Genomic DNA, 24,636 nt, shown 5'->3' with positions numbered 1-24,636 from the left:
CCTTTCTAGTATTCCAAGTCCTCGATTTTTTGTGGATTAGGATTAAGTTCCACACTCTTAATCTTGGCATCGTGCATTCGAATGACACGATCGGCAATTGGAGCTAGAGAAGCATTATGGGTCACGATAATAACAGTTGTTCCCTGTTTGCGAGCCATTTCTTGAAGAAGGGTCAGGATTTGTTTCCCTGTTTGATAATCCAGAGCCCCTGTTGGTTCATCACAAAGAAGAATCTTTGGATTTTTGGCAACGGCGCGTGCAATGGCAACACGCTGTTGCTCCCCACCAGATAGTTGTGATGGGAAGTTGTCTAAACGGTCTCCCAAACCGACTTCGACGAGTGTTTGAGTAGCATCTTTAGCGTTTGGAACGATTTCAGATGCTAGTTCGACGTTTTCCCTGGCCGTAAGGTTTGAAACTAAGTTGTAAAATTGGAACACAAAGCCAACGTCCTCACGACGATAGGTTGTAAGTTCTTTAGCTGTGTATTCAGAGATATCCTTACCATCAATAATGACGCGGCCTTCGTCATTGGTGTCCATACCACCCAAGATGTTAAGAACGGTTGATTTCCCAGCGCCAGAGGCACCAAGAATAACGACAAGCTCCCCTTTTTCGATATCAAAGCTTACGTCGTTGTTTGCGATAATTTCCAGATCACCGGTTTTATAGCGTTTATAGCTATGCTTCATTTGAATATAAGCCATGAATTTCCCTTTCATACGAAAATAATGATGCTGATAATTACCTATCTTTCCGTACTCTATTGTAACGGATTTTCCTTGGAATATCTAGGTTTTGAGGGAAAAAAAGGTTTAAAAGTAGAGAAGTTCTTCTTACATGTGACAGAAATGTGGACGAAGCGCTTACATATGAGAAAATACTATTTCAAATGAGCTTTGAGTAAGGTGAAGATTTGGTGAAATAGTTATAAAGTTAGGTTATTTTTAGTCTTTTACGGAGTGGATATACTATTTTTTTCAATTTCCATAATTATCGGAGAGTTTAGGTCGGTAATTACTTCATCATAGGGGTGCCAAAGGGGATCTAGTTTTCCGTCAAAGTTGATGATAGATAAAGAGTTTTTTCATAGTTTCTAGCAATGAAGTATCCAGAATACGGACATTTTTTTGAATTTGGAGGATACATTTTCTATATGGGGAAAGTTATTTATGGGAAAATAGAGGGCTTTTTGTAATGATTTTTTGTGTGTTAGTTATTTTTAAAGAAGTTGTAAACACCTTAAAAATATATATCTAAATGAGAGATGTGCATCTTTAAGATTAGTTATTTATTATGGGGTATTCCATAAAGTCACCCTTAAATCCTTTTATTGTGGCATTCTTTTGACTAATAGAGGAATTGTAGTTCCTAATCTTATTTTAGGATGTTGAGAATTCGACTTCCTGTCTCAAGAATTCTTTTTTATAGTTACATTTAAAGTGTTTTGACAAAATTTTCTTATCCGATAAAATTTTTTTGGAGATAAGTCAGAAAAAGTGCTTTCTGAAGAATCTGTCTAAAAAACAACTATTATTTCCCTAAGTACTACTTAAAGAAATTACCATTTGCATAACGTAAAAGAGCTAATCTGATAATAGATTATCATCAATTTTAAGACATGAAGTTGTCATTTATTTAAAATGCTTAAAAATTAAAAAAACGCTTGAAATCAAGGGGGTTGCATGCTAAGATTGTTATCTGGGTGAAGGGTTGGTCAAACAGCTCAACCAACCTTTTACCTCCTACAGCAGTAAATAGAACGCCTTGTTAGCCAGTTAGAGCTAACCAAATAAATAGTGAGGGATTTATGATTAAGAACAAAGATAATGGTTTTATCGGCAAAGCAATAATCAGCTTGATTGCTACTTTGGGGACTCTGACTTTATTCATGGGGACCAGTGGGGCCTCGGCTGACGTCAAAGAAACTCCTAAACTTGATTTAGATGCCAATATGACTAAGGTTCAAACCGTTAGTGATGAGGACTTGAAGAATCATGATGGGCAAGCTCAGGATACGAAGAAGCAAGAAACACCTGGACAAAAACAGCCAGAAACTGAAGAATCTAAGACTACAGATGAGGAAACTCCTGACTACATCGTTATCACCGAGGTAGTGGATTCGTCGGAGCATAAGCAGGACTCTAATCAAGTGGTTGATGGAGTAGCTCAAACGCTTGCCCCAGACTTGTTGAATGAGATTTTAGCTCAAACTAGCGAGGTTGGAGAATACCAGATTTATGTCAAGAATGATGATGAACTATTAATCTCAGGACCTGTACCTTCCCAAACAGCGAATGAGGATGTGAATTACCCTACTTTAGAAAGTTCATTGGATTCAGCGAGTATCTACTTAGGTCAAAAGAATCGCTATAAATTGGCAAACGAAGAAGACGCACAGTCAGGTCTTGCTTTGGTTGAAGAATAAAATTTTTATATGACTAACACAAAAAGACTTGGATTTCTTGTCCAAGTCTTTTGTATGTTATGACTGAGTTGCTAGATGAGTATATAGAAAAAGGAACCGTGAGATTCCTTTTCATTTTTTAGAATGGCAATTTACCTGCAAAGGCACCCATTGATTTTTTAGTAGCTTCATCGATTTGTTCGAGAGCATTGTTAAGTGCTTGAACAGTCATATCTTGGAGTGTTTCCACATCATCAGGATCTACGACAGCATCAGCGAAAGTGATGTTAACTACTTTTTTGTCACCAGTTAATTCAGCAACAACCAAGTCTTGTGCTGATTTTCCAGTGAAGGTTGTAGCAGCCAACTCAGCTTGGCTTTTTTCCATTTGTTTCTGAAGCTTTTGAGCTTGCTTCATCATGTTTTGCATGTTCATCATAATATTTTCTAGATTCCTTTCATACCAAGGGTTTAGCCCCTGTTTCTTAAATTTTACTGCCCACTTCTGCCCAGAAATAAGTAGTATAAAAATCTTAACTATTATACCATGTTTAGCTTGATTGAAAAAGTGGGAGCAGCATTGGAGGAATTTGTTAAGACTTGATTTTTTCTTATTCATAAAAAATGTTAGAGCAATCACAAAGTAACCAATCCTTAAATTGTAAGACTTGTTAAAAATAGTGTACAATGGTTTATTGTTCATCCGGTCAAAAATTCGATTGGAAATAGAAAAAGAAAGAGAAGATGACAATGCAAAAAAGAAATGTTTTGGTGCTCTTTGTAGGACTAATTATAGGGCTATATACAGTCTTGGGAATGAGCCTATTTACCTTTATTAATTTAAAATTTAACTCTGTTTATTATGCTCAGCATATTCCTCATAAGGAAGGGACAGAGCCAGATCTCGTTATGTTGGTAGAGAATATGGGATGGATTTATACACCGGAGATTGATGGTATTCGATACGTCGATGATGGAACAAATGCTATTTTAAATACTAATAGCAAATCTTTTTTAACAAAAAGCTCAGGAAGCTTTTTATATGATAAGGATAATATGATTATCGGTTTTGACAGTACGTTTAGATTTGAGGACGTCAGTTATTTTTCAGAAGAAGCAAAAAGAATTCAAGTTAATGAATCGAAAATTAAACGAGAGATTAGGAAAGATTTTTCCCCAATTATGAAGGTTCAAACAAAACCCTTTATCAATCTTCAGTGGTTGTTTAATTTAATTTATCAAAGTAGGTTTAATTAGAGAAAAAGAAAGAGAAGATGACAATGCAAAAAAGCAATATTTTAGGGATTTTTGTAGGACTATTTATAGGGTTGGTTACAGTCTTAGGAATGAGCCTATTTATCTTTATTAATTTAAAATTTTACTCTGTTTATTATGGTCAGCACATCCCTCATAAGGAGGGGACAGAACCAGATGTCATTATGCTGATGGAGAATATGGGTTGGGCTTATACACCGGAAATAGATGGTATTAGCTATGATGATGATGGAATGTACGCTATAACTAGAAATAAAGGAACGAAAACGTCTATATTAGGTCTTTCAGGTGATACTCTATATTTTAGTTCGGCATCGGGTGATGGCTATCTTTTAAATCATGATTTTTCTATCAAAACTGCTCTTGACAAACGTTATCACAAGATTAAATATAATCAACGAAAAGTCCAAAAAGAAATTAGAGAAACTGTTCAACCTGTGATTGATGCTCAACCAAAACCATTAATCAATCTTCAGTGGTTGTTTAATCTAATTTATCAAAGTAGGTTTAATTAGAGAATAAGAAGCATAGAAGCATTTTGTAAGATTGATTATGCTTGTGAAGTCTATATAGTTACGCTAGTTAAAAGTATAAACGAAAACGCTTTGCAGTTTGCAAAGCGTTTTTTTACGGTTAGAGGATAGGTGCTAATTCTTCCGAAATAAAAAAGTAGTAAAATTGAAAATTATAAGGATGTGGGACTAGGATGTTTTACTTAAATCTCACTTTTGATAGTCAGTTCCTATTAATCTGGTGACATTTTTCATTTGAAGAAGATGAGTGAAAAATGTCTGTATATAGTATAATGATTTTAGAAGAGTTCGAGTTATGGAATGGGGGACCTTGAAAAATAAATTAATACAGAGGGAGACAACAGTGACATGAAGTCGAAAAGATATACAGTTATTGGAATAGTTGCCATTGTGAGTTTAATTTTCTTTGTAGTAGTGACTTTTTGTGGAAAAGGACATCAGTGGAATAATAATGTCGTACAAGGATTTAAATCGCTTGGTCTTAAAGGTAATGTAAAAGTAATTAGAACATATAAAGAAATTGAAGCATTTCACGGTACTGTTGTTGAAGTGAATTATACTGAGAGATTTTCTGATGGATATTTTTTAGATGAGAATCTGAGAGCAGATATACGAGAATATAATGGGGAGCATATTTCAGATTTTTATCCTCCGTTATCTACAAAGATCGAAGCATTGCTCAATGACAAAGAAAAAGACTTGTTTGATACTGTTAAATTCAACGAGTTTAGTTTCTTGTTAGATGTTTATAAAATGAGACCAGGTTTTCAACGAGAAGAAGATGAAATCAAAAAAGATGTTGCCAATAAAATTAATAAACTATTTGATAGACAAGTGACGTTTGATTATAGTTATAAATTTGAGCCAGTATCTAGAGAAAAAATCTACGCTACTATTCTTTCACAAGCAGTCAGGAATCGTGATAATGGAGACTTTGAAGCGGCTGGCTTTTATAATATTAGACCTAAAAATTTAATGAAGAATAAAGCAGTGAGTCTTCATTTGGATTGTATTTTTGCTTCTCTTGATCCTAACGGTAGCAAGTCATCTTCGAGAGAGCATATCGATTATTTTAAAATGAAACTCTTATCTTTGCCCAAAGGCTCATTTTTTGATGGAATATATGAAATACGAGGTAATTATTATAGTGAAGAAGGGGAAAGTATTGATGTGACTTGTATATTTGTTGTTGAAGACGGTGTTGGTCACTTTGAAGAAGATAAAATGAACTAAAAACAAAAAATACACCTAAATGAAATTTGGTATAAAAAAGTATCTATATTTGCGTAGTCACTTAAAAGGTATTTCCAATCGTGATAGTAATCAGGGGATCAATACAATAAATGGAATGATAGAAATGGAGGATGGACTTTGCTAAAAAAACTACTAAGGGTATCCTTAATACCTGTATTACTAATACTTTTGTTAATATCTATATTTAAATCAATCGATAACAGGAATAAGACTTATGATAGTGAATTCATAACTTCATTGGCAACAGGATTAGATGAACGTTGGAAAGTTACTGCCCAAAAGGATGATGATGAACAGGAAATTGAAGACTATAAATCCTATATAGATTATGAATTAATTGAAATTGAACAGTATAAAAATAGGAAATTTAAAAATCCTAAGTTAAAGAGACTAGCTAACACATATATTAACATCCAAAGGAATGAAAGAGAAGCTATAGAAAATCAAGATTTAGTGGACAGTACTTTTGTAAGAGAATGGAATAAATACCAAAGGAAACGTTATGAATTGCTTCTAGATATTAACTCAATAGTCGGAATTCCTGTTCAAGATAAAAACTCTCTAGATAGTATATTGAGATCTGGTAAATCTGTGAAAGAATTTAATAGAGTTTACGGAATATTAGTAGATACTTTTGACCCCAAAAACTTCGTAGTTGAAGAGGTCACAGGTGTATCGGAAAAAGAGAAGCGCTACATAGGGAATTTTGAAAATACTACAGGTCATGACATTACACACATATATATTGAAATTTTATATTATGATGAAGATAATAGGCCTTATCTTGGTAGATCCTTTGAACCAGAAGATACATGGAAAAATAGAACAAAAAAAAGCTTCGAATTTTCGATTCCAGATTCAGATACACAGTTCAAATATTTTAAAGTTTTCGTAAGTGATAAAAGTCTTACCTTTAAGTAGATTTTCTATTTTATTTATGGAAGGGGAGACAATATTGTTTCAACTAAGTTCTAAAAATAGTTAGTTATACAAAAAAGAGGTATTTTTATACCTCTTTTTGTTCACTCTTCAATTATGCTGTCACTGTCCATTTACTGTCCTATATATTGTAAAATATATAGAAGTTGTTAAGTTTACTAGTAGTTAAATCCCTTAAAATCAGTATTTATGATGATAACAAGCCTAAAAAATTCTTGGAACAAGTTTTGCATGTGGACAATTGTCCACTTTTTTTATAAAACAAACTCAACCAAAAAGATTTAGTTATCTGTGAGTCATATTTAAAGGAGGTATTGTTCTTTGGATAAGTTATATGCAAGAATAAGTAAGTCTACAAAACATATATTATACCAGTACATGAAGGATAATAATATCTCATTATTGAATTATAGTTTCAATTATTTTTTTCAATATTGTATCCAAAAGTACCAAATTCAAGTGATTAGTCACCACTTTTCTAACCATAAGATAGAAGGTTTGACAGTAGCTGATGAATCAAGGATTAGTTTTTCTTATGAACGAGAAAATCCAAAAGTAAAACAAAATTTTACCTTATGTCATGAGTTAGGACATTTTATTCTCAATCATGAAGGTAATTATTTTGCAAAATCAATTGATAATCAAGATAACTTATTAGAGCGAGAGGCGAATATCTTTTCTGCTGTGGTCTTGATGCCAGATATTGTCCTTTTATCAAAAATCTACTATAATCGTGATACTTTCAATCAAGTGCAAAAGAGTCTCGAAGTTTCAAAACAGGCTTTATTTTTTCGTCTTTTGGACTTACTACGGGAATATTATCCTGATAAAGATAGTGAAATCAAACAAGCAGTTGAGGGCTATATCGAAGGGGAGAATGCTTCGATTTTTTGTTTATTTCATGATATTAGAGAACAAATTATTGGTGAATTCCAGAAATTTCAACCTTCTCTTATCAATCAGATTAAGTAGAGTGTTAGTAAAATAGGTTTTACAACAAGTCTAGAATACCCAGATTTATTGAATCAAGAAAATTGGAAAGCTATCAAAGCAAGGAGTACCAATTTAAAGGTATGGCTTATTTATAACAAGGGAAAATCAATTGCTTATGTTTGGGATAAAGAAAAATTCTCAGATGAAGAAGCTAAGAAGAAAGCAGAATTACAGTTACTATTGATGTGAGGTGAACTATGTATCAACCAGAAAAACTAAAAGCTCGTAGAAAAGAGCTAAAAATGACTCAAAAGGATATAGCAGATCAATTAGGAATCAGCTATCAAGCCTATTCAGCATGGGAGCGAGGAGTAAAAGAACCATCCAAAGAGAAAGTAAACCGACTAGAACAAATACTAAGAGTACCAAAAGGCTATTTTACAGAAATTGAGATAGCTCGTTTGTACAATGTATTATCAAATAAAGGTCAAAATCAGGTTTTAGAATACACTCGTAGGTTAGTTCAAGAAGAGTCTAGAAAAATTGTTACGGTTTCAGAAAATCTCTATGAGTACCATGTATACGAAAAAATGTCTGCTGGTATTGGTGCATCCGTTTATGACAATCGCAACTACGATACTGTTTATTTCAATGAAGAACTAGCTCATGATTTTGCCTCATGGGTTTCAGGAGATTCAATGGAACCCAAATATCATAACGATTCAGTAGCTCTTATTCGTGAAACAGGTTTTGATTATGATGGGGCAGTCTATGCGGTAGTGTGGAACTCTCAGACCTTTATCAAGAAAGTCTACCGTGAAGAAGAGGGGCTACGCCTAGTTTCTATTAACAAGGCTTATAAGGACATCTATATTTCTTATGATGAAAACCCTCGTATTGTGGGTAAAATTGTAGGAGACTTTATGCCATTAGAGGTGTAAGTTAGGAGAATACCATGGGAATGACGTATAAAGCAAAATTAGAAAAAGCTAAAATGAGGAATATCACTATCCCCTCAGAAATTTTGGGAAAAGATATTGTGGGCATATATAAGTTTTTTGCCATTTTAGAAGATGAAAAAGTCTGTTTTTATATTGGAAAATCAACTAATATCAGAGAACGATTGTTGTCTTCAATCGGCCATATTCATTTGTTTTTTAAAGAATCAGAGAAGTTAGTACCATCTGAAATTAAATATTATCTTGATCAAAATTATGAGATTTTAGTTGAAATAGAAGAGGTTGATTACTTCGATACGGACTTTAGCAGAGCATCTCATCGACTTTCTTTGGCTGAAATAACTGAAATTGTTAAATATCAAAGTATGGGACAATGTTTGAAGCAATTACCAGAAGGCATAGGAAAAGGTGAAAGGGAATATTGGGAAAACAACTATAAAAGATATAGATAATGGGCTATTTTGATTGTTCACGGGAACCAAAATCTGATATTGCTTTTGTGGATATGAGATCTTTCTATACTAGTGTTGAGTGTGTGGAACGTGGATTGCATCCTTTAAGGAGCTCGATTTGTATGATGAGTAGATTAGATAATTTAAACGGACTTATCTTAACCTCCTCTCCAATGTTCAAGAAAGTCTTTTGAGCACCACAAGAGGCGAAGTCACAAACTCCGCCTCCTTCTACATATTTTTTGTTGTAATAGCATATTTTATTTGAAATATCAAGACTTGTGCTTGATAAAGCTAGAAAACTTACCCTTTTCCAGCAAGAATATCTGATACTTTATACAATCCTGGGGAATATGTCCGACCAAATAGTTTTTTCGTCAAGGCATTAAACGTATAATGGTCATCTAAAATCAAGACTTCGTCATACGTTTTTAAGAGTGCAATAAAGTCATCGTCTGTTAAATTGGAACCATCTCTAGTATCGATATTTTCATTGCTGAGGTAATAACTTGTTGCGCTGTCGCTGTATGATGCCATTAAATCTAAAAATTTTTGGTCAACCGACACAAAATTTTCTCTGGCATCAACATTGACATCCCACAGATAATAACGACTAGCATATTGGGCAAAATAATTATCTACATTCTCCTTATCTGCTGTTACAACCAAAATTCTATCCGTTGACGAATTACTCTGACTTCCAGTAAACTGACGAATTTCTTTTGCGACCTCGTTTGTTTCCTGATTGTTATTGTAAACAATGCTATTATTTTCTGACAAGAACATTCCAATGGCATAAACTGTCAAAACAAGGCTCGCGTATTGGTACAAGTGTTTATTAAATAAGCTCTTGTAAGACCTAGCATTACGTTTACTAATGATTTTTTCATACAGACACTTGTCCATTACCCATGCTAAAGCCATGGTCAAACAACCAAAAGCAAAGATAACGATGCTCGAAGCATAGCGCTCAAATCCTGCTAATTCTAACGCTTCATCAGTCGGCATTGCTGTCAGATACATGAGTAAAATGCCAATATAGTAAGTCACAATCGAAATATCAACAAATCCCCAAGTCAACAAGACAAATTTCTTATATTTCAAACGAATGCCAATCACAATAAAGGCAATCATCATAATCAGATTGATTATCAAAATTCCATTGCTTGCCAAACTGTCAAAAGTAAACACCGATTTGACAAAAAGAGTGATAATTTTTTGTGGGACGCCTGACAGATTTCCAGTCAATACCTGACCAAGTTCTGACATGGACACCGCATGCTTGGCACTTGAGGCATTTGGGAAATTATCCGTCACATGCTTTTGCCAAATAACAAAAGGAAGACAGCTGACTAGCAAGGTCATTATGAGCAGCACTAGTGCTTTTAAACGTGCTCTTTTACGAACAAGTAAACGCACAATACAAACCACATAAACTACTAAAACGAGAGCGACAAAGAAAAATCCACTTACTTTGACGATACTTAATAATCCAAGAATTACCGCCGTATTTAGCGACAAAAACCAGAAACGATTACGATAGACAAAACAACCTGCTATGGCTGCCAAGGCCAAGGCCGGAAGCAGAAAATCAACTAGCAAATTATTTAATCGAATAGCAACGTTGAACGTATTAAAAACAGCAAACGAAGCAAAAATCATGCTAACCATTAAGACACGTCGATCATCACGAAGTGCCGCAAACATGGCATAAAGACTGGAAGCAATCAAGAAGAATTGCCCGACCAACATACTACCTTCTGAAAAGCCTACGATAGTCGTGAAAAAATAAATGAAAAGTGAACTTCCAACAGGATAGGTATAATAACTAATAATCGTATCCTGCTGTGTTGGCAAAGCATTATTGATATGGAAAAATTTTACAATCGTTGCCCAATGCGTAAAATTATCATAATGTAAAAGCGGTGAATGCCAGAGCGTTATTCCAAACAAAAGCAAATAAGCCATCATTCCAAGCGAAATATAATCAAGTCTCCTAAAGCGATATTTCTTTTTCCATACCGCCCAAAGATAATAAAGACTCAAAAGACAGCCCAAAACAGAAATGGCATACACGGTCTGCAACATAAAGCCTAACAAACTACCAAGGTACAATACCAATGTAATGACTGAAAATGTAAACACCCATGTCAGACGGCGATTCATCTTCACAGTATTACGGAAAAAGGCATTGTACCCCATGGTAATCACAAAGAACAACAGTAATCTAGCAATACTAATCATACTCTCCCTCTCCATTCATTTGCTAAGGCTTTAAAAGCAGGTAAGCTATCCAAATCCGCTAAATTGGTAACTCGATAAAGCGATTCGTCTCTATCAGTATCATAGGACACAAAAGTCAACTGAATTGGCAAATCTTTGTAGGTAAATGCGACATTCGGTTCTTTTTTAGGATTTGTCAATTCTCCAGAAAATGTCATGTAATAATAATCTGTCTTTCTAAGCTGGCATTTTTTTCCAGCAACCTGAACCTCTTCATTGACACGAACTTTCGGAAAAGCTACTTGGTCATAGGCTGAAACAGGACGTTCATTATTTTGGAAACGTTGACTAAAGTTCTCAAATAAATCATCCCATGTTGTCATCCAAGGGTCTTTTTTCTTCGGAAGATTGTGATTAATGCGGTCATAAATGTACTGATAAAATTCGCGCTTATCAGCTTCAGGAACTTCTGAAAATTGAACGCCGTAGCGCCAACCATTATCAATCGCAAAAACACGAACAACATGACCTTTTACCCTCGCATGGTAATTACGTGATTGCAAATTAAGCGTCAGTTCTTTTTCTTTCGGCAAATACAATGGTAAATCCGTATAGAATGAAATCCCCGTTTCTGAAATATCACAGACTCTCACTTGGTAAGAATCATCATCAACCTCAATAACCATAGCTTCATCAACAGTAAAACGCTCACTTGAGCGATAAATCGGACGACCAAGCGCACAGAAAATCGCAAAGGTCAAATTGATGATATGATAAATCAACCAAAAACTGATGATACTTCCATAAAAAAGCTCTGAACCAAATTTTCCATAGTTAAAAGTCACCAAACCATAAACGGCTAATCCCCATAAAACAAGATAAGGAAGCGCATAAAGGTACAACGTCCACGACGTATAATTTCCCTTACGTGTCACCTTAAATTTTTTATTGCTAATGCCAAAGGACTCCAGCATCATGGGAATAAACAAATACGGAGCAAAAATCGTTTCCACAATTTCTCCCCAAACCTGTGTTTGGTATTTTTTTGAGACTTCTCGCATTGACAAGCGTGTCAAGGCGAAACTTGGCAACCAGAATAGGAACAGTAGCCAGATATTTGACACCACCACACGCACATGGAAAACCGTAAATAAAATCGGTGCCAAGATATACAATAACCGTCTAAAGAAAGACCACCAATAAAGATAGCCATTAATATAAACAATTCTTTGCCCCATTGTCAATTTGGGATTAAAGAAGATATTCATATTGTAGCTACTGCGAATAACGCCACGTCCCCAGCGCACGCGCTGTTTGATGACACTCTTCAAATCTGTTGGCGTTAACCCGCTAGCCATTGGACTTTTCGTCGAATAATTTACATAACCAGCCGCATTTATCCGAACACCTAGCTCGAAATCCTCCGTAATGGTATCTGTCGGAAAACCACCAACATCTTCAATCGCCTTGCGGAAAATAAGCGTATTAGACCCCGTATAAAGCGCTGCACCGTGCGAATTATTGAAAACATTAATTTCTTTGGAAAAGAAATCTTGTTCGTTTGGTAAGGTTGATTCTGAAAACAAGTTAAATTGGAAAATATCAGCATTGTAAAAACTTTGTGGCGTTTGAATCAAACCAACTTTTGACTTATCATAATCGTCACCATTTTCATAAGCCTCAACTTGTTCAACAAAATAAGGCACAGTTTCCAACAGGAATTCACGATAAGGAATCATATCCGCATCAAATGTCGCCACCAAAGGTGATGACGTCTGACGTAAAGCATTATTGTAGTTTCCTGATTTGGCATCTTTATTATCCGCCAAACCAAAATAACCAACACCAAGCTCATCAGCCAATTTGGCAACTTCTAGACGATTGGTATCATCACAGACGTAGATATGCACCTTAGACTTATCAGGATATTCCATAAAAGTGCAGGCATTAATCGTCTTATAAAGCAACTCTGGATCCTCATTATGCGTTGCAATCAAAACATCCACATCTGGGTAACGCTCCTTAGCAATCTCAGGCTTTTCAAGCTCAAAGTCCTTTTGCTTATTCCAAATGAGAATGTAGCCTGTAATGGCTGAAACTACCTCACTTCCCCACAATAAAATCCCAAAGATCAGCGCAAACCATGAATCATGCCACGGAATAGTCGCCACCAAACGCCAAGTTAAATAAAAGGCAGTCGTTACAAATGCAACGAAATAGAGTATCCTCTTACTAGTCTTCATTCTCACCTCCACTAAAAATCAAATGTTTTTGCACAAAATAACTGACAATGAAAAGTGTAGCGTCAACTAAAATCTTCACCAATGAAATTGACAGCGTCGTCAAGGCATTTCCTAGAACTGTTACCAATAAACTTGACAAAACAATCTGTACTACCACCAAAGTGAAGTATTTTATCGCACTATTTGATTGACCTTGTTTAAAGACCACCTTATGATTCAAGGTGAAATTAACAACAGATGATATCACACGCGCTAAAATCGAAGCTAACGTCACCGCACTAAAACTCAATCCATTAAACAAAGAAATTAAAATCGTAAAAGCAACAATATCAACCAAGAAGGAAAACAATGATGAAAAAATGTACTTGAAGAAAACCTTGTAAATTCTAATCGAGTCACGAATCACATCAAAATGCGACGACTGATTTTCATCCAAATAAATCGTTGCAATGCCAACTTCACAAATCAGAATATTGTCCTCTTTTGCCTCAAGTAACATATTCATCTCAAAATCATACCGTTCACCCTCCACGGTTAAGAGTTTTGGCAACCATGACATAGGAATCACACGAAGTCCCGTTTGCGTATCAGAAACGTTCACACCTGTCATAGCCCCCAAGACGTCTCTTGTCAATAAATTTCCAAATTTACTACGTAAAGGAACAGATTTTTCAAATGTTCTAACACCCAGCACCAAACGATCAGGATGTTGCAAAAATTCAGCCAAACATTTCATCATGTCTTCGTAGGTGTGTTGACCATCAGAATCAATCGTCACAATTCCTTTGGCATTAGGAAAATTGTCCAAAATATATGAAATAGCCGTTTTTAAAGCACGACCTTTTCCTTTATTATCAGCATGTCTTTGCAAATGACAAGCATAGTTACTCTGCGCTATTGCAAATAACGGTGCAAAATTAGCTCCACTACCGTCATCGACTAGAATAATGTCAAACATTTGATTTTCCTTATCCCGAATATTTTTCAAAAGTTCCAACAAACGGTCATCAGGTTCATAGGCAGGAATGACAATAACAACATCTTGAAACATCATTGATGTTCTCCTTTCTGACTTTTAATTTCGTACATTTTCTTATCAGCTATTGCAAAAAAATCAACGAAGTTTTTATGTGATTGATAAGAGTTCGTATAAGCACCTAAAGATGCTGTAATCCCCATATCTTTGAGAGTCATTTCTGCTTGAACAAGTTTTATTAAAAATTCAGCTTGATTTTCAGAAACTCCAGGGAGTAAAACCGCAAATTCATCTCCACCTAACCTTGCTATTACAGCACTTTCAGGCATTATCTTCGTTAAAATATCACCAAATTCAATTAGAATCTTATCTCCCGTAGCATGTCCAAAGGTATCATTTGCTTTCTTGAATTTATCCAAATCAGATATAATAACCGTAATTTGTTCTTCTTTACGTGTCAGACATTCCTCAAAAGCAAGCTCAATATATCGTCGATTATGAACCCGTGTTAAAACATCTTCGTATGCCATCCTCTGTATTTCAAGTTCATGAAGTCTCTGCTCTGTAACATCAAGAACAAAACAAGAAACACCAATCACTTTTTGGCGATTGTTATAAATGGGAGAATACATATTTTGCCAGTAAAGCGTTTTGTCGCCTGTCTTAATAGTATCCATAAATATAAATGTTTCACCCTTTTTCGCACGATCAACATTTGCTTTTAAACGCGCAGCATCTTCACTATTAAGATAATTCATTGGAAAGTCACCAATTTTGGGAGTGAAATAAAAGATTTCTTCCATGAGCCGAATATCATTCTTATTAACCGCAATAAAACGATAATCTAAGTCTACAGCATAGACGTTAATAAGTTTCGAACTCTGTAAGATAAAGTGGGATAGCATATGCTGTCCTCGATTAAGGTAAGATGCTAGGGTCCAAAGAACTAGTATTCCTATATAGATTGCTAAAACGATGGGATTATCACGGTCAATCAAAACATCATCATACACTAAGCGCATTAATAACATTAACGCAGCAAAAATACTTAAGTACGTTAACAATCTTTGATACTTGATTAAAAAATCACTTACTTTTCCTAATACCATTACAGCCTCACCATTCTAAGTAGTTTTAATACCTTCAGCATCCAAACTGTCTGTAACAAAACGTCCTGTAATAGTATTAATGGTTTCTTGATGTTTTTTCAACTCAAGAATTAACGGCGCCATCTTAATTGCCTCTGGTCTTGTCCCAAAGACAACCATAATATTTAATTTTCCCATAAGATCCCCCCTATGACCTATACGAAATCAATATAATATTGACAAATAAGACTCTACATTATCACTTTATTATCCCCAATAAAAAGGAAAATGAGTTATCCTTTCTCCAAAAGCATTAAAGGGAATGCCCTCGCTATTGGTCTTGTTTTGCAAATGATGTAAAGTAGATAAAGAAAAAGGTCTCAATAAAAAGACTATCATTACGTATAAAATTCAAGAAGTAAGACAAGAAAACTAAGTCATATCATCCAAGGATATCAATTGTTTTGAGATTTTCTAGTCTTCTCCCCCGAATTTAAAAATACACTATTTAATAAATAAAAAAACTGCAGGAGAAAAAACGCTTTGCTAATAAAAGTGTTTTTGAATCCAGCAGTATTGCTAATTTACATATATTTCATAAAAACTTCTCCCCATTTTAAAGAGCGTCCCCTTTACTTACGCTCTATCCCTATCTTACAAATCAAAATATCGGTATGATAACCCTATCCCAATACCATATCATATAGTACCAAGCACCAACACGTAATCGTATAAAACTCTCCCCAAAAGAGTTGAAAGATTACAATCAAGTTGGCTTCAAGTTACTACTACCAATATTCCCTATTCATATAGACGCTATAATTATAACATGTTATTTTTATTTTTCAAACTTTTTTAATTTTTTTATTATTTTAATGTATGTGACAACCATTATAATGAAGTCGTTTGAATTAAACACTCCTACTTAACAAATACTAATCAAATGATATTTATCTATATTTTAATAAATAATAATTAAACACCCTTTGGCTTTTAAATGGATTTGCATAAAAAAAATCAGAATTCCTATTAAAATTCTGATTCAGAATGAAGACAAACATCGTTTTTGATGTTTGTCTTTTTTTATATTCACACTTAATTCTCCCATAATCCAATAATATTGAGGTATTTGGATAAAATAACAGGTCTTCCCTACCATCATTTTTACCAATTTTTTGATATTTAGACATGCCAAAGTAAGCCCAACCTTATCTTCCATTTTGGACTTTCCTTTTTCTCTGGTATAACGCAAGTTATGATATTCTTTAGCTGTTCCGAATAAACGTTCTATCGTTTCTTTCCGGTGTTGGTACCGTTCCTTCATCCCACTTTGATGACGGATATCTTCACAGATGTCTAAGGCATCTTTCCAAATATGACGCACAACAACTTTTTGGTGCTGGCGATTTTCAGTACAAATCGCTAACAAGGGACAGGTTCTTACAAATTTTGGGATTACTTTTATATTCTCTATAACCTTCACGTGTCGTTGTACGGTAAGTTAATACCTGGTTCTCTGGACAAAGATAGCAATCAAAATGCTCGTCATAGACAAAGTCTCTAGGACGTAGAAAGCCTCTCTTACCTCTTGGCCTAGTGTAAGGAAATACTGGCGTAATACCTTTTTCTAAAAGAAACTTGGCAATACTAGGTGTTTTGTAGCCTGAATCCGCAATAATGAATTCAGGGGAGAAGGGTTCTAACTTGGCGAAAAGAGCAGGAAAGGCCTGACTATCATGGATGTTACCTGCTTCAACTGTATAAGCCAAGGCCCAACCATGTTTATCACAAGCTACCTGAGCATTATAAGCGAAGACTTCCTTGTGTTCTCCCTTGTGAAACCAACCACTATCTGGATCAGTCGTTGATTGTTTCTTAGATTTAGCCTCGCCTTTTTTGGCGGGCTTTAAGAACTTTTTTGCATGCTTCTTCTTGTCTAAATTAATCTCAACATCCAGTTGTTCACTCATGAATTTAGCTTTTTGATCAACAACAACATTTTTGTACTTATGATTATTAGCAGCTGCCTTGATATGTGTCCCATCGATGAAGATTTCTGAGGGATCAATGAGCCCCGCCTCCAAAACGTGATGAAGCACATGACTAAAAATGTGTGCTAACAATTCTTTATTTTGAAAGCGTCGGCTATAGTTCTTACCGTAAGTTGTAAAATGTGGTACCTTATCATCCAGAGATAAGCCAAGAAACCAACGATAAGCCGTATTCACCTCGATATCCTTGATGGTTTGGCGCATAGAACGAATGCCATAAAAACATTGAATCAAAGGAATCTTAACTAACAAAACAGGGTCTAGACTAGGGCGACCATTATCTGAAGAATAACTATCCTCAACAACATCATAAATAAAAGAAAAATCAATCGTTTCTTCAACTTTTCTTAGAAAATGGTCTTTAGGCACAAGTTCATCAGGTGTATAGAAACCTATTTGACGACGATTATATTCAGGATTATCTTTGTGAAACATAGGAGTACCTCATCAAATACCTTTTCTTTTATTATACTCCTTCGAAGCAAGAAAAGTCCCCAGAAGTATAACTTCTGAGGACTTTGTCTTCAATCTGAAAGAGGTATTTTTATACCTCTTTTTGTTCACTCTTCAATTATGTTGTCACTGTCCATTTACTGTCCTATATTGTGTAAAATATATAAAAGTTGTTAAGTTTACTAGTAGTTAAATCCCTTAAAATCAGTATTTATGATGATAACAAGACTAAAAAATTCTTGGAACAAGTTTTGCATGTTCATCTAAAAATGGTAAATTATATTAACGTCCGATTTCAGAGCTTCGAAATTATTTTGCTAATAAGGTGAATTATAATGGTGTTATTAAAGGTGAGTCAGTTACAATTAAAGGGATCGAAGGTCGTCAAATCGATTTAGATATTAAATTATTAGGTGGTGACTTTGAATCATTTGTCATAGACTTTGGTGTCTCTGATTCTACTTATACACGTTTCCTTTATAATAAAAAACAAGGAACACTTGAAGTGGATAGAACCTATTCAGGTCTGACTTCTGATTTAAATTGTCAGCGTAAAATGTTTGTTGGCTCCTCTGATGAACTTGAATTGCATTTTGTTCTTGATAAATTCTCCATTGAACTCTTTGTTAATGATGGGGAGAAGACAATGACAACTGAAATTCAAACACCCCTAGCTTCAAATGGTATTCGATTTAATAGTCTTGGCGAAGCAAAAGTTACTATTGAGAAGCATGACATTGTGATAGCTTAAGTAAAGGTTCCTAAGGTGAAGTCTCCGTACCTTAGGTGCTAATTTAAAAGACTTTCTGAGTTAGGTACTCAGAAGTTTTTTTGTATACTTTGAAGAAAAAGATAAATGAGTTATGGAGTGCTCAACTCTGACGGCTAACCTTTGAAAACACCTCATTTTTATGCTACTATGAAAGTTATGAAAAAACAGTTACAAGGCTTGACGCAGGTGGAGGTCAAGCGGCGGATAGATGCCGGTAAAACAAATCATTTTAAAGCAAAAACTGGCTCCAGCAATTGGGAGATTTTTAGGCGTAATGTCTTCAACTCCTTTAATGTGCTCAATTTTGCAATCTTTGTGGCCTTGATTGCTGTTCAGGCTTGGTCTAATCTTTTTTTCTTTGGGATTATTGTGCTTAATGCCTTTACGGGGATGATGACGGAGTTGCGTGCCCGTCGCATGATTGATAAGCTCAATCTCATGAATAAGGATCAGATTCGTGTGGTGCGTGATGGACAGCTTGTTTCTATTGATCCTAAGGACATTGTCTTGGATGATGTCATGCTCTTGTCTGCGGGTGAACAGGTTCCTAGTGATGCCGTGGTTGTTGATGGGATAGCCGAGCTTAACGAGGCCATGCTGACTGGTGAGAGTGATCACATTCTAAAGAAAGATGGGAAGGAGTTGCTCTCTGGTTCTTATCTTGTGAGTGGTCAGGTCTATGCCAGAGTCATTCATGTAGCCGAGGACAATTACGCCAACAAGCTCATGCTAGAGGCTAAGACTCATAAGCCAATCGTGTCCCGTATTCTTTATAATATGGACAAGATTGCTAAGTTTACGGGAAAGATTGTCATACCGTTTGGGCTTGCGCTCTTTTTTGAGGCTTACTTGATTAAACAGCTCTCCCTTCAAGAGTCGGTAGTTACCAGTTCGACAGCCCTTCTGGGAATGTTGCCTAAGGGAATTGCCCTTTTGACTATTACATCTCTTTTGACGGCTGTCATTAAACTTGGGATGAAACATATCCTGGTGCAAGAGATGTACTCTGTTGAAACCTTGGCCCGTGTAGACGTGCTTTGTTTAGATAAGACAGGGACGATTACACAAGGAAAGATGACAGTTAAAGGTCTGGAACTACTGTCAGAGCGTTTTACGAAAGAGGAGTTGGAGCGTTTGCTTGCGGCTTATATGCAACATAGCAAGGATAAAAATGCAACAGCTCAGGCTATTCGAAATGCTTATGAGGGTCTGGAACATCATTATCAGGTAGGTGATGTTATTCCATTTTCAAGCGATCGTAAATGGGGTGCTGTGAGCGTTAATGGGTTTGGAACTCTCTTTTTGGGAGCACCTGAGATGCTTCTTAAGGAAAATCCCAAAGCAGTCGATCAGGCTCAGGCACGAGGGTCTCGTGTTTTGATTTTGGCTTGGAGTCAGTCAGGTGTTGATACAGAGACTATGATTTTGCCGAATGACGTCGAGGCTTTGACTTTACTTGAAATTGCCGATCCTATTCGTGAGGATGCTGCAGAAACTCTGGAATACCTGCGTTCAGAAGATGTGACGCTTAAGATTATTTCTGGTGACAATCCAGTGACGGTTTCTCATATTGCTCATCAAGCTGGTTTTGCCGACTATCAAAGCTATATTGACTGTTCTAAGGTCAGCGATGAGGAGTTGGAGGCTTTGGCTGAGGATACTGCGATTTTTGGTCGTGTATCTCCGCACCAGAAAAAGTTGTTAATCCAAACCCTTAATGCCAATGGGCATACGACAGCTATGACTGGAGATGGTGTCAATGATATCTTGGCACTTCGTGAAGCGGATTGTTCGATTGTTATGGCAGAGGGAGATCCTGCAACACGTCAGATTGCCAACTTGGTGCTTATGGATTCTGAGTTTAAGGACATTCCTGAAATTCTATTTGAGGGACGCCGTGTGGTTAATAATATTGCCCACATTGCACCGATTTTCCTCATTAAAACTGTTTATTCCTTCCTTTTGGGGCTTATCTGTATTGCCAGTATTGTTTTTGGTAAGGCAGAGTACCTCTTGGTCTTCCCTTTTATTCAAGTTCAGATGACTTTGGCAGGTCAATTTATCGAAGGTTTTCCACCATTTATTCTAACCTTCGAACGTAATATTCGTCCTGTTGAGAAACATTTCCTCAGACGTTCGCTCCAGTTGTCTATTCCTAATGCCTTGATGCTGGTTATCAGTGTTCTTATTTTCCATTTGTCTCAGGTCTATCTTGGCATGAGCAATACGGATATGCTGACGCTGTCTTACTATATGATGGGATCAACGGGTGTCCTTGCTGTTATTCGTGCTTGTATCCCGTTGAATAAGGGGCGTGTGGCCTTGATTATCTACTCAGTCTTTGGCTTCTTAATCAGCTCCTACTATCTTCGAGATGTGATTGAGATTTCGACACTTAATAGCTATACCTTGCCAATCTATCTAGTAGCAATGGCTATCTGTACACCGCTTTTCTTCTGGATTAGCTACAAACAAGGTGCTTTTCAAAAAGCATAAATCAAAACTCGAGCTTGGTAACAGGCTTGAGTTTTTTGATAGCTGAACAGTAGGAAAAGCCTTGATGTGTATGAGGTGTGGTACAATAGAAGCATGAAAATAGTAGGTCACTTGACGCCAAAAGTCATTAAAGCTTTTGATTTGGACTACAAGCCTGGTGAAGAAATCACGCTGTCTGCACAACGTAAGAAGCATATGGGAAAACATCGCCAGGAATTCAGTGATTTTGATGCTACCTATGAACGGATTCCAGAGATTATTGCTCATCCGGACTATATTGGGCACCATCCTAATGGCCAGTCCTTGGAATACATCAAACGTATTGATGGTAATGTTTTGGTAGCGGTCAGGTTATGTGATAAACTTAGTGTCCGTACCATGTTTGTGATTAAAGATTCTAAGCTGAAAAACTATCTAAATGCTGGTAGAGCTAAGAAAATGTGATATAATATAGTTAAGAAGTAACAACGAGGGCGGAAGAGGCAGCCGCCGCACCTTCGGGTCTGAAAGAGATGCAGGACTGTCACCCTGCCGTTGTTTATCAAACCAAGAAGTCCCTTTGGGGGCTTTTTTAATAGATGGTATAAAGACTTCAAGTAGAAAGTAAGTATGGTGTAATTTTGAAAAATGAGAAAGATATTAGAAGGCTAACTGTAATAGATTTTTTTTGTGGGGCAGGTGGTTTTTCAGAAGGTTTTCGAAGAGCGGGTTATGATGTACTAATGGGAATTGATAACTGGCAACCTGCAATTACCACACATAATTTTAATCACGGACTAAATGATAATGTAAAAAGTGTACTTGATTTTGAGAATATAGAAGAAATAAATAAGTTGCCCAATACAGATATCATCATTGGCAGTCCACCATGTCAGTTGTTTTCTCTTTCTAATCAAGGAGGAAATGCTAATAAAGATTCAGGTATTAATTTAATTAAAACTTTTTATAAAGTAATTGCCGTAAAGAAATTTCAAAAGAATTCCAAGTTAAAAGCATGGTTAATGGAGAATGTCCCAAATTCACAAAACTATGTCCAGGAAGAATACACATTTGAAGATTTAGATTTAGCAGAATGGGCTCTGTCTCAAAACTTAAATCCCAAATCTATTGCAATAAGATCCAAGTATAATGGAGGTATTTTACACGCAGACGATTATGGTGCTGCTCAATCAAGGAGACGTTTTGTCAGTGGAGAAATAACAAAAACAGGAACTTTCCCTTTCCCTGATAAATTAGAACAAGAAAAAGTAACTCTAAATAAATTATTTAAGAACTTTCCCTCCCCTTTAGATCATTCATCTTGCGATTTTATTGTGGATCCCAACTATCCCATCGAAAAGGTGAGTATTAAAGATTTTAAAGATCATTTTTATGATACAGGTGTCTATCAAGTGCAGTGGCAAAAAGCTAGAGATTTAAAACAGAGACATCCTTATATGGGAAAGATGTCGTTTCCAGAAAACATGGACAAGCCAAGTCGTACTATCATGGCAACACAATCAGCTAGCACTAGAGAAGCTATACTGTATAAATCTAGTAACAGTCGAGTAGGAGATGGCGAGTACCGTTTGCCGACTGTTAGAGAGGCTGCTTGCATTATGGGCTATCCTTTAGATTACCAATTTTTTGGTGATGAGTCTACAAAGTGGAGACAGATAGGAAATGCAGTATGTGTTCAACTATCTTTTGCTCTAGCTATAAAAATTCTGGAACTAATAAAATTTCCAAAATTACCAGCTAAGATTATTGATAAAGATATTAACCAATTTAAATATTTAGATAGTAAAAAATTAAAGGAATTTGATAATCCTCCTACGCGAAGTGAAAAAGCATTGTTTAGACAATTTCCTATTAAATCAGGAAACATGACCGTTGATTTAACTAATAAAGTTAATGGAGAAAGTGGAAATTGGGGTGTTGTTGCACATGCGGGTACAGGGAAAGGATTTAAAAAAATTATTGTTTCACGATTTAATCAAATGGAAGCTAAATCCCTTCTTAAAAATTTAGTACCAAACTTAATCATTGAATTAGAAAATGACAGAGTTATTAAGCGATACTCCATAGATCAATTAAATCAAGAAAACAAAAGGTATGGATTTCATAAGGATGATGTTTCACATCCATATTATGTTATTAATTATATTAGACAGCTAATCGAAAAGTATCTTATTAATTATGGGGGAGATTCAGAAATAGATGTTTGTCATACGAATCTTTCACAGCTTAAGGATAAAATACCTTTAAGTCAGATAATGTCACTTTACTTAGTACCCGTAATAATTTATGGGAAATAGACTGATGGAGAATGAATATGAATCAAGATTTGAATGAATTAATAAAAAATGGAGATATTGAAAAGACAACTTTAAAAAAACGTTTGACTATTGGGGGAGAACCAAAAGACTATCCAGTATACAAATTCCCGTTAGAATATTTATACTATAATGATCAAAATGGTCGTATTAATACAGTTTACCATCAGTACATATCAAATCATGGTAAATTAACACCAGAAATTGGAGATTCAAAATATAATGAAATATTTGAAAGATTTATTTATGAATCTAAGAAGCAGGCTCTAAAGAACACTCAATTTTCTATTTCTGAGAAAGGACAACAAGAACCTGGTGTAATTCTTTCAGATGGAAGAGTTATTGATGGAAATCGTAGATTTACAGCTCTCCGTAGAATACAAAAAGAAACAAAAATCCAACAATACTTCGAAGCTGTTATACTTTCATTTGATATCAGTAAAAAAATTGATGAAAAGAAAATAAAAGAGTTAGAATTAGATTTGCAGCTTGGTCGTGAAGAAAGAGTTAGTTATGATCCAATTGATCGTATTTTTGATGTATACAATACAATTGAAGTTCAAAAACTAATGACTCCTGAGGAATATAAAAAAGCAAGTGGTGCTGGTAACACTAAGGGAATTAACAAAGACTTACGACTTGCTAAATTGATTATCAAGTTCTTATCTATAGTCGCTCCCAACGAAAATCCTATTGATAAATTTTATCTTGCTAGAGAATTGAAGTTAGATGGACCTCTGGAAGATATTGAAAGAACAATTAATAAATTAAAAAAAGATAAAGAGACGATAACTCAAAATGTACTAACTATTTTAGCAGTCCAGATTGCAAAGTCTGAAGTTGGTGATAGAGATATCACTAGAAAAATCCGAGATGTCAAATATAATATTTTAGATAATCCTGAAATGAAAGAACATTTCATAAGTGCTACTGATGAGCATGTAGATAATATTATTGACTTTTTTGAGTCTAATCCAATAGATAAGGCAAGTGATTTAAAAAATAATCTAAATAATAATCTTGAGATAGCAGAAGTTTCAAGTAAATTATTACAAACAACTAACAGATTATCAAACAAAGGCCAAATAACAGCAAATCGCAGACAATCCTTGGTAAAATTGCAGGAAATCAGAGATACATTAGAAGATTTATCTTCTGAAGATTTAAAAGAACTGCATGAAGAAGAATTTTTTGAGGCAAAAGAAATTCTTCAAGAAATTAGAGATTTAGCATTTAAATTATCCAAATAGAGAAAAGGGGAAAAGGA

Annotated in this window: 19 protein-coding genes and 3 pseudogenes; 14 read left to right on the top strand and 8 right to left on the bottom strand. The window is 35.3% G+C overall.

Annotated features, from left to right (window positions below; translation table 11 throughout):
* Window positions 1–5: 5 nt before the first annotated feature.
* A complete protein-coding gene (locus tag PCY16_RS02290; protein WP_002884692.1) occupies window positions 6–707 on the bottom strand; it encodes an ABC transporter ATP-binding protein in 702 nt (233 codons plus the stop codon).
* Window positions 708–1,810: 1,103 nt separating this feature from the next.
* Here PCY16_RS02290 and PCY16_RS02285 point away from each other — a divergent pair.
* Window positions 1,811–2,428 (top strand): hypothetical protein, encoded by a 618-nt coding sequence (locus PCY16_RS02285; protein ID WP_195413979.1) that lies wholly within the window; start codon window positions 1,811–1,813, stop codon window positions 2,426–2,428.
* A gap of 118 nt (window positions 2,429–2,546) precedes the next feature.
* Here the strand turns inward: PCY16_RS02285 and PCY16_RS02280 are convergent, their stop codons facing one another.
* Window positions 2,547–2,846 carry a YbaB/EbfC family nucleoid-associated protein gene (locus tag PCY16_RS02280; protein WP_021143723.1) on the bottom strand — a complete coding sequence of 100 codons (300 nt, stop codon included), beginning with the start codon at window positions 2,844–2,846 and terminating at the stop codon, window positions 2,547–2,549.
* A 311-nt stretch (window positions 2,847–3,157) separates the two neighbouring features.
* Here PCY16_RS02280 and PCY16_RS02275 point away from each other — a divergent pair, with 311 nt between their 5' ends.
* From PCY16_RS02275 to PCY16_RS02240, 8 genes and pseudogenes are all read left to right on the top strand, one after another.
* A complete protein-coding gene (locus PCY16_RS02275) occupies window positions 3,158–3,664 on the top strand; it encodes a hypothetical protein (RefSeq protein ID WP_037620496.1) in 507 nt (168 codons plus the stop codon).
* Window positions 3,665–3,687: 23 nt separating this feature from the next.
* A complete protein-coding gene (locus PCY16_RS02270; RefSeq protein WP_195413991.1) occupies window positions 3,688–4,197 on the top strand; it encodes a hypothetical protein in 510 nt (169 codons plus the stop codon).
* 366 nt (window positions 4,198–4,563) lie between these two features.
* Window positions 4,564–5,448: a hypothetical protein gene (locus tag PCY16_RS02265; RefSeq protein WP_195413978.1), complete on the top strand. Its 885-nt coding sequence runs from the start codon at window positions 4,564–4,566 to the stop codon at window positions 5,446–5,448.
* Window positions 5,449–5,706: 258 nt separating this feature from the next.
* Entirely contained in the window at window positions 5,707–6,390 is a 684-nt protein-coding gene (locus PCY16_RS02260; RefSeq protein ID WP_301353487.1) for a hypothetical protein, read from the top strand.
* 339 nt (window positions 6,391–6,729) lie between these two features.
* Window positions 6,730–7,590: pseudogene (locus PCY16_RS02255) on the top strand (ImmA/IrrE family metallo-endopeptidase).
* Window positions 7,591–7,598: 8 nt separating this feature from the next.
* The gene (locus tag PCY16_RS02250; protein ID WP_195413977.1) at window positions 7,599–8,282 is read left to right on the top strand and encodes an XRE family transcriptional regulator; all 684 of its coding nucleotides are present in this window, start codon (window positions 7,599–7,601) and stop codon (window positions 8,280–8,282) included.
* A 14-nt stretch (window positions 8,283–8,296) separates the two neighbouring features.
* Window positions 8,297–8,752 (top strand): hypothetical protein, encoded by a 456-nt coding sequence (locus PCY16_RS02245; protein WP_195413976.1) that lies wholly within the window; start codon window positions 8,297–8,299, stop codon window positions 8,750–8,752.
* Window positions 8,752–8,943, top strand: a pseudogene (locus PCY16_RS02240) (DNA polymerase); the annotation flags it as partial. The gene PCY16_RS02245 and the pseudogene PCY16_RS02240, both read left to right, overlap by 1 nt.
* Window positions 8,944–9,055: 112 nt before the next feature.
* Here PCY16_RS02240 and PCY16_RS02235 read toward each other — a convergent pair.
* The 6 genes and pseudogenes from PCY16_RS02235 to PCY16_RS02210 form a co-directional block, all read right to left on the bottom strand.
* A complete protein-coding gene (locus PCY16_RS02235; RefSeq protein WP_195413975.1) occupies window positions 9,056–10,996 on the bottom strand; it encodes a hypothetical protein in 1,941 nt (646 codons plus the stop codon).
* Window positions 10,993–13,218, bottom strand: a complete 2,226-nt coding sequence (locus PCY16_RS02230) for a glycosyltransferase family 2 protein (RefSeq protein WP_195413974.1) — start codon at window positions 13,216–13,218, stop codon at window positions 10,993–10,995. The genes PCY16_RS02235 and PCY16_RS02230 overlap by 4 nt, the downstream gene beginning before the upstream one ends.
* A complete protein-coding gene (locus tag PCY16_RS02225; protein ID WP_195413973.1) occupies window positions 13,208–14,272 on the bottom strand; it encodes a bifunctional glycosyltransferase family 2/GtrA family protein in 1,065 nt (354 codons plus the stop codon). The genes PCY16_RS02230 and PCY16_RS02225 overlap by 11 nt, the downstream gene beginning before the upstream one ends.
* On the bottom strand, window positions 14,269–15,303 hold the full coding sequence (locus PCY16_RS02220) for a GGDEF domain-containing protein (protein WP_195413972.1): 1,035 nt from the start codon (window positions 15,301–15,303) through the stop codon (window positions 14,269–14,271). Before PCY16_RS02220 ends, PCY16_RS02225 begins: the two co-directional genes overlap by 4 nt.
* A 15-nt stretch (window positions 15,304–15,318) precedes the next feature.
* Window positions 15,319–15,480 (bottom strand): UDP-N-acetyl glucosamine 2-epimerase, encoded by a 162-nt coding sequence (locus tag PCY16_RS02215; protein ID WP_008535356.1) that lies wholly within the window; start codon window positions 15,478–15,480, stop codon window positions 15,319–15,321.
* Between the two features lie 831 nt (window positions 15,481–16,311).
* A pseudogene (locus PCY16_RS02210) lies at window positions 16,312–17,768 on the bottom strand (IS1182 family transposase).
* A gap of 343 nt (window positions 17,769–18,111) precedes the next feature.
* Here PCY16_RS02210 and PCY16_RS02205 point away from each other — a divergent pair.
* From PCY16_RS02205 to PCY16_RS02185, 5 genes are all read left to right on the top strand, one after another.
* Window positions 18,112–18,537, top strand: a complete 426-nt coding sequence (locus tag PCY16_RS02205) for a GH32 C-terminal domain-containing protein (protein ID WP_070575541.1) — start codon at window positions 18,112–18,114, stop codon at window positions 18,535–18,537.
* 168 nt (window positions 18,538–18,705) lie between these two features.
* A complete protein-coding gene (locus PCY16_RS02200; RefSeq protein ID WP_070575544.1) occupies window positions 18,706–21,054 on the top strand; it encodes a cation-translocating P-type ATPase in 2,349 nt (782 codons plus the stop codon).
* A gap of 93 nt (window positions 21,055–21,147) precedes the next feature.
* Entirely contained in the window at window positions 21,148–21,498 is a 351-nt protein-coding gene (locus tag PCY16_RS02195) for a PBECR2 nuclease fold domain-containing protein (RefSeq protein WP_070575537.1), read from the top strand.
* A gap of 176 nt (window positions 21,499–21,674) precedes the next feature.
* Window positions 21,675–23,351 carry a DNA cytosine methyltransferase gene (locus PCY16_RS02190; protein WP_229056695.1) on the top strand — a complete coding sequence of 559 codons (1,677 nt, stop codon included), beginning with the start codon at window positions 21,675–21,677 and terminating at the stop codon, window positions 23,349–23,351.
* Between the two features lie 17 nt (window positions 23,352–23,368).
* Window positions 23,369–24,619 carry a chromosome partitioning protein ParB gene (locus PCY16_RS02185; RefSeq protein WP_070575530.1) on the top strand — a complete coding sequence of 417 codons (1,251 nt, stop codon included), beginning with the start codon at window positions 23,369–23,371 and terminating at the stop codon, window positions 24,617–24,619.
* Window positions 24,620–24,636 lie beyond the last annotated feature (17 nt).

The organism is Streptococcus sp. SS4 (assembly GCF_030440125.1).
In the GTDB taxonomy this organism is placed as follows: Bacteria; Bacillota; Bacilli; order Lactobacillales; family Streptococcaceae; genus Streptococcus.
This window is presented reverse-complemented; position numbering and strand designations above follow the sequence as displayed.

Coding starts and splice junctions, on each gene's coding strand:
- PCY16_RS02185 (WP_070575530.1), top strand. CDS start 23,369: ATGAATCAAGATTTGAATGAATTAATAAAAAATGGAGATATTGAAAAG.
- PCY16_RS02245 (WP_195413976.1), top strand. CDS start 8,297: ATGGGAATGACGTATAAAGCAAAATTAGAAAAAGCTAAAATGAGGAAT.
- PCY16_RS02275 (WP_037620496.1), top strand. CDS start 3,158: ATGCAAAAAAGAAATGTTTTGGTGCTCTTTGTAGGACTAATTATAGGG.
- PCY16_RS02220 (WP_195413972.1), bottom strand. CDS start 15,303: ATGGTATTAGGAAAAGTAAGTGATTTTTTAATCAAGTATCAAAGATTG.
- PCY16_RS02225 (WP_195413973.1), bottom strand. CDS start 14,272: ATGATGTTTCAAGATGTTGTTATTGTCATTCCTGCCTATGAACCTGAT.
- PCY16_RS02215 (WP_008535356.1), bottom strand. CDS start 15,480: ATGGGAAAATTAAATATTATGGTTGTCTTTGGGACAAGACCAGAGGCA.
- PCY16_RS02230 (WP_195413974.1), bottom strand. CDS start 13,218: ATGAAGACTAGTAAGAGGATACTCTATTTCGTTGCATTTGTAACGACT.
- PCY16_RS02235 (WP_195413975.1), bottom strand. CDS start 10,996: ATGATTAGTATTGCTAGATTACTGTTGTTCTTTGTGATTACCATGGGG.
- PCY16_RS02280 (WP_021143723.1), bottom strand. CDS start 2,846: ATGATGAACATGCAAAACATGATGAAGCAAGCTCAAAAGCTTCAGAAA.
- PCY16_RS02270 (WP_195413991.1), top strand. CDS start 3,688: ATGCAAAAAAGCAATATTTTAGGGATTTTTGTAGGACTATTTATAGGG.
- PCY16_RS02285 (WP_195413979.1), top strand. CDS start 1,811: ATGATTAAGAACAAAGATAATGGTTTTATCGGCAAAGCAATAATCAGC.
- PCY16_RS02200 (WP_070575544.1), top strand. CDS start 18,706: ATGAAAGTTATGAAAAAACAGTTACAAGGCTTGACGCAGGTGGAGGTC.
- PCY16_RS02290 (WP_002884692.1), bottom strand. CDS start 707: ATGGCTTATATTCAAATGAAGCATAGCTATAAACGCTATAAAACCGGT.
- PCY16_RS02250 (WP_195413977.1), top strand. CDS start 7,599: ATGTATCAACCAGAAAAACTAAAAGCTCGTAGAAAAGAGCTAAAAATG.
- PCY16_RS02265 (WP_195413978.1), top strand. CDS start 4,564: ATGAAGTCGAAAAGATATACAGTTATTGGAATAGTTGCCATTGTGAGT.
- PCY16_RS02195 (WP_070575537.1), top strand. CDS start 21,148: ATGAAAATAGTAGGTCACTTGACGCCAAAAGTCATTAAAGCTTTTGAT.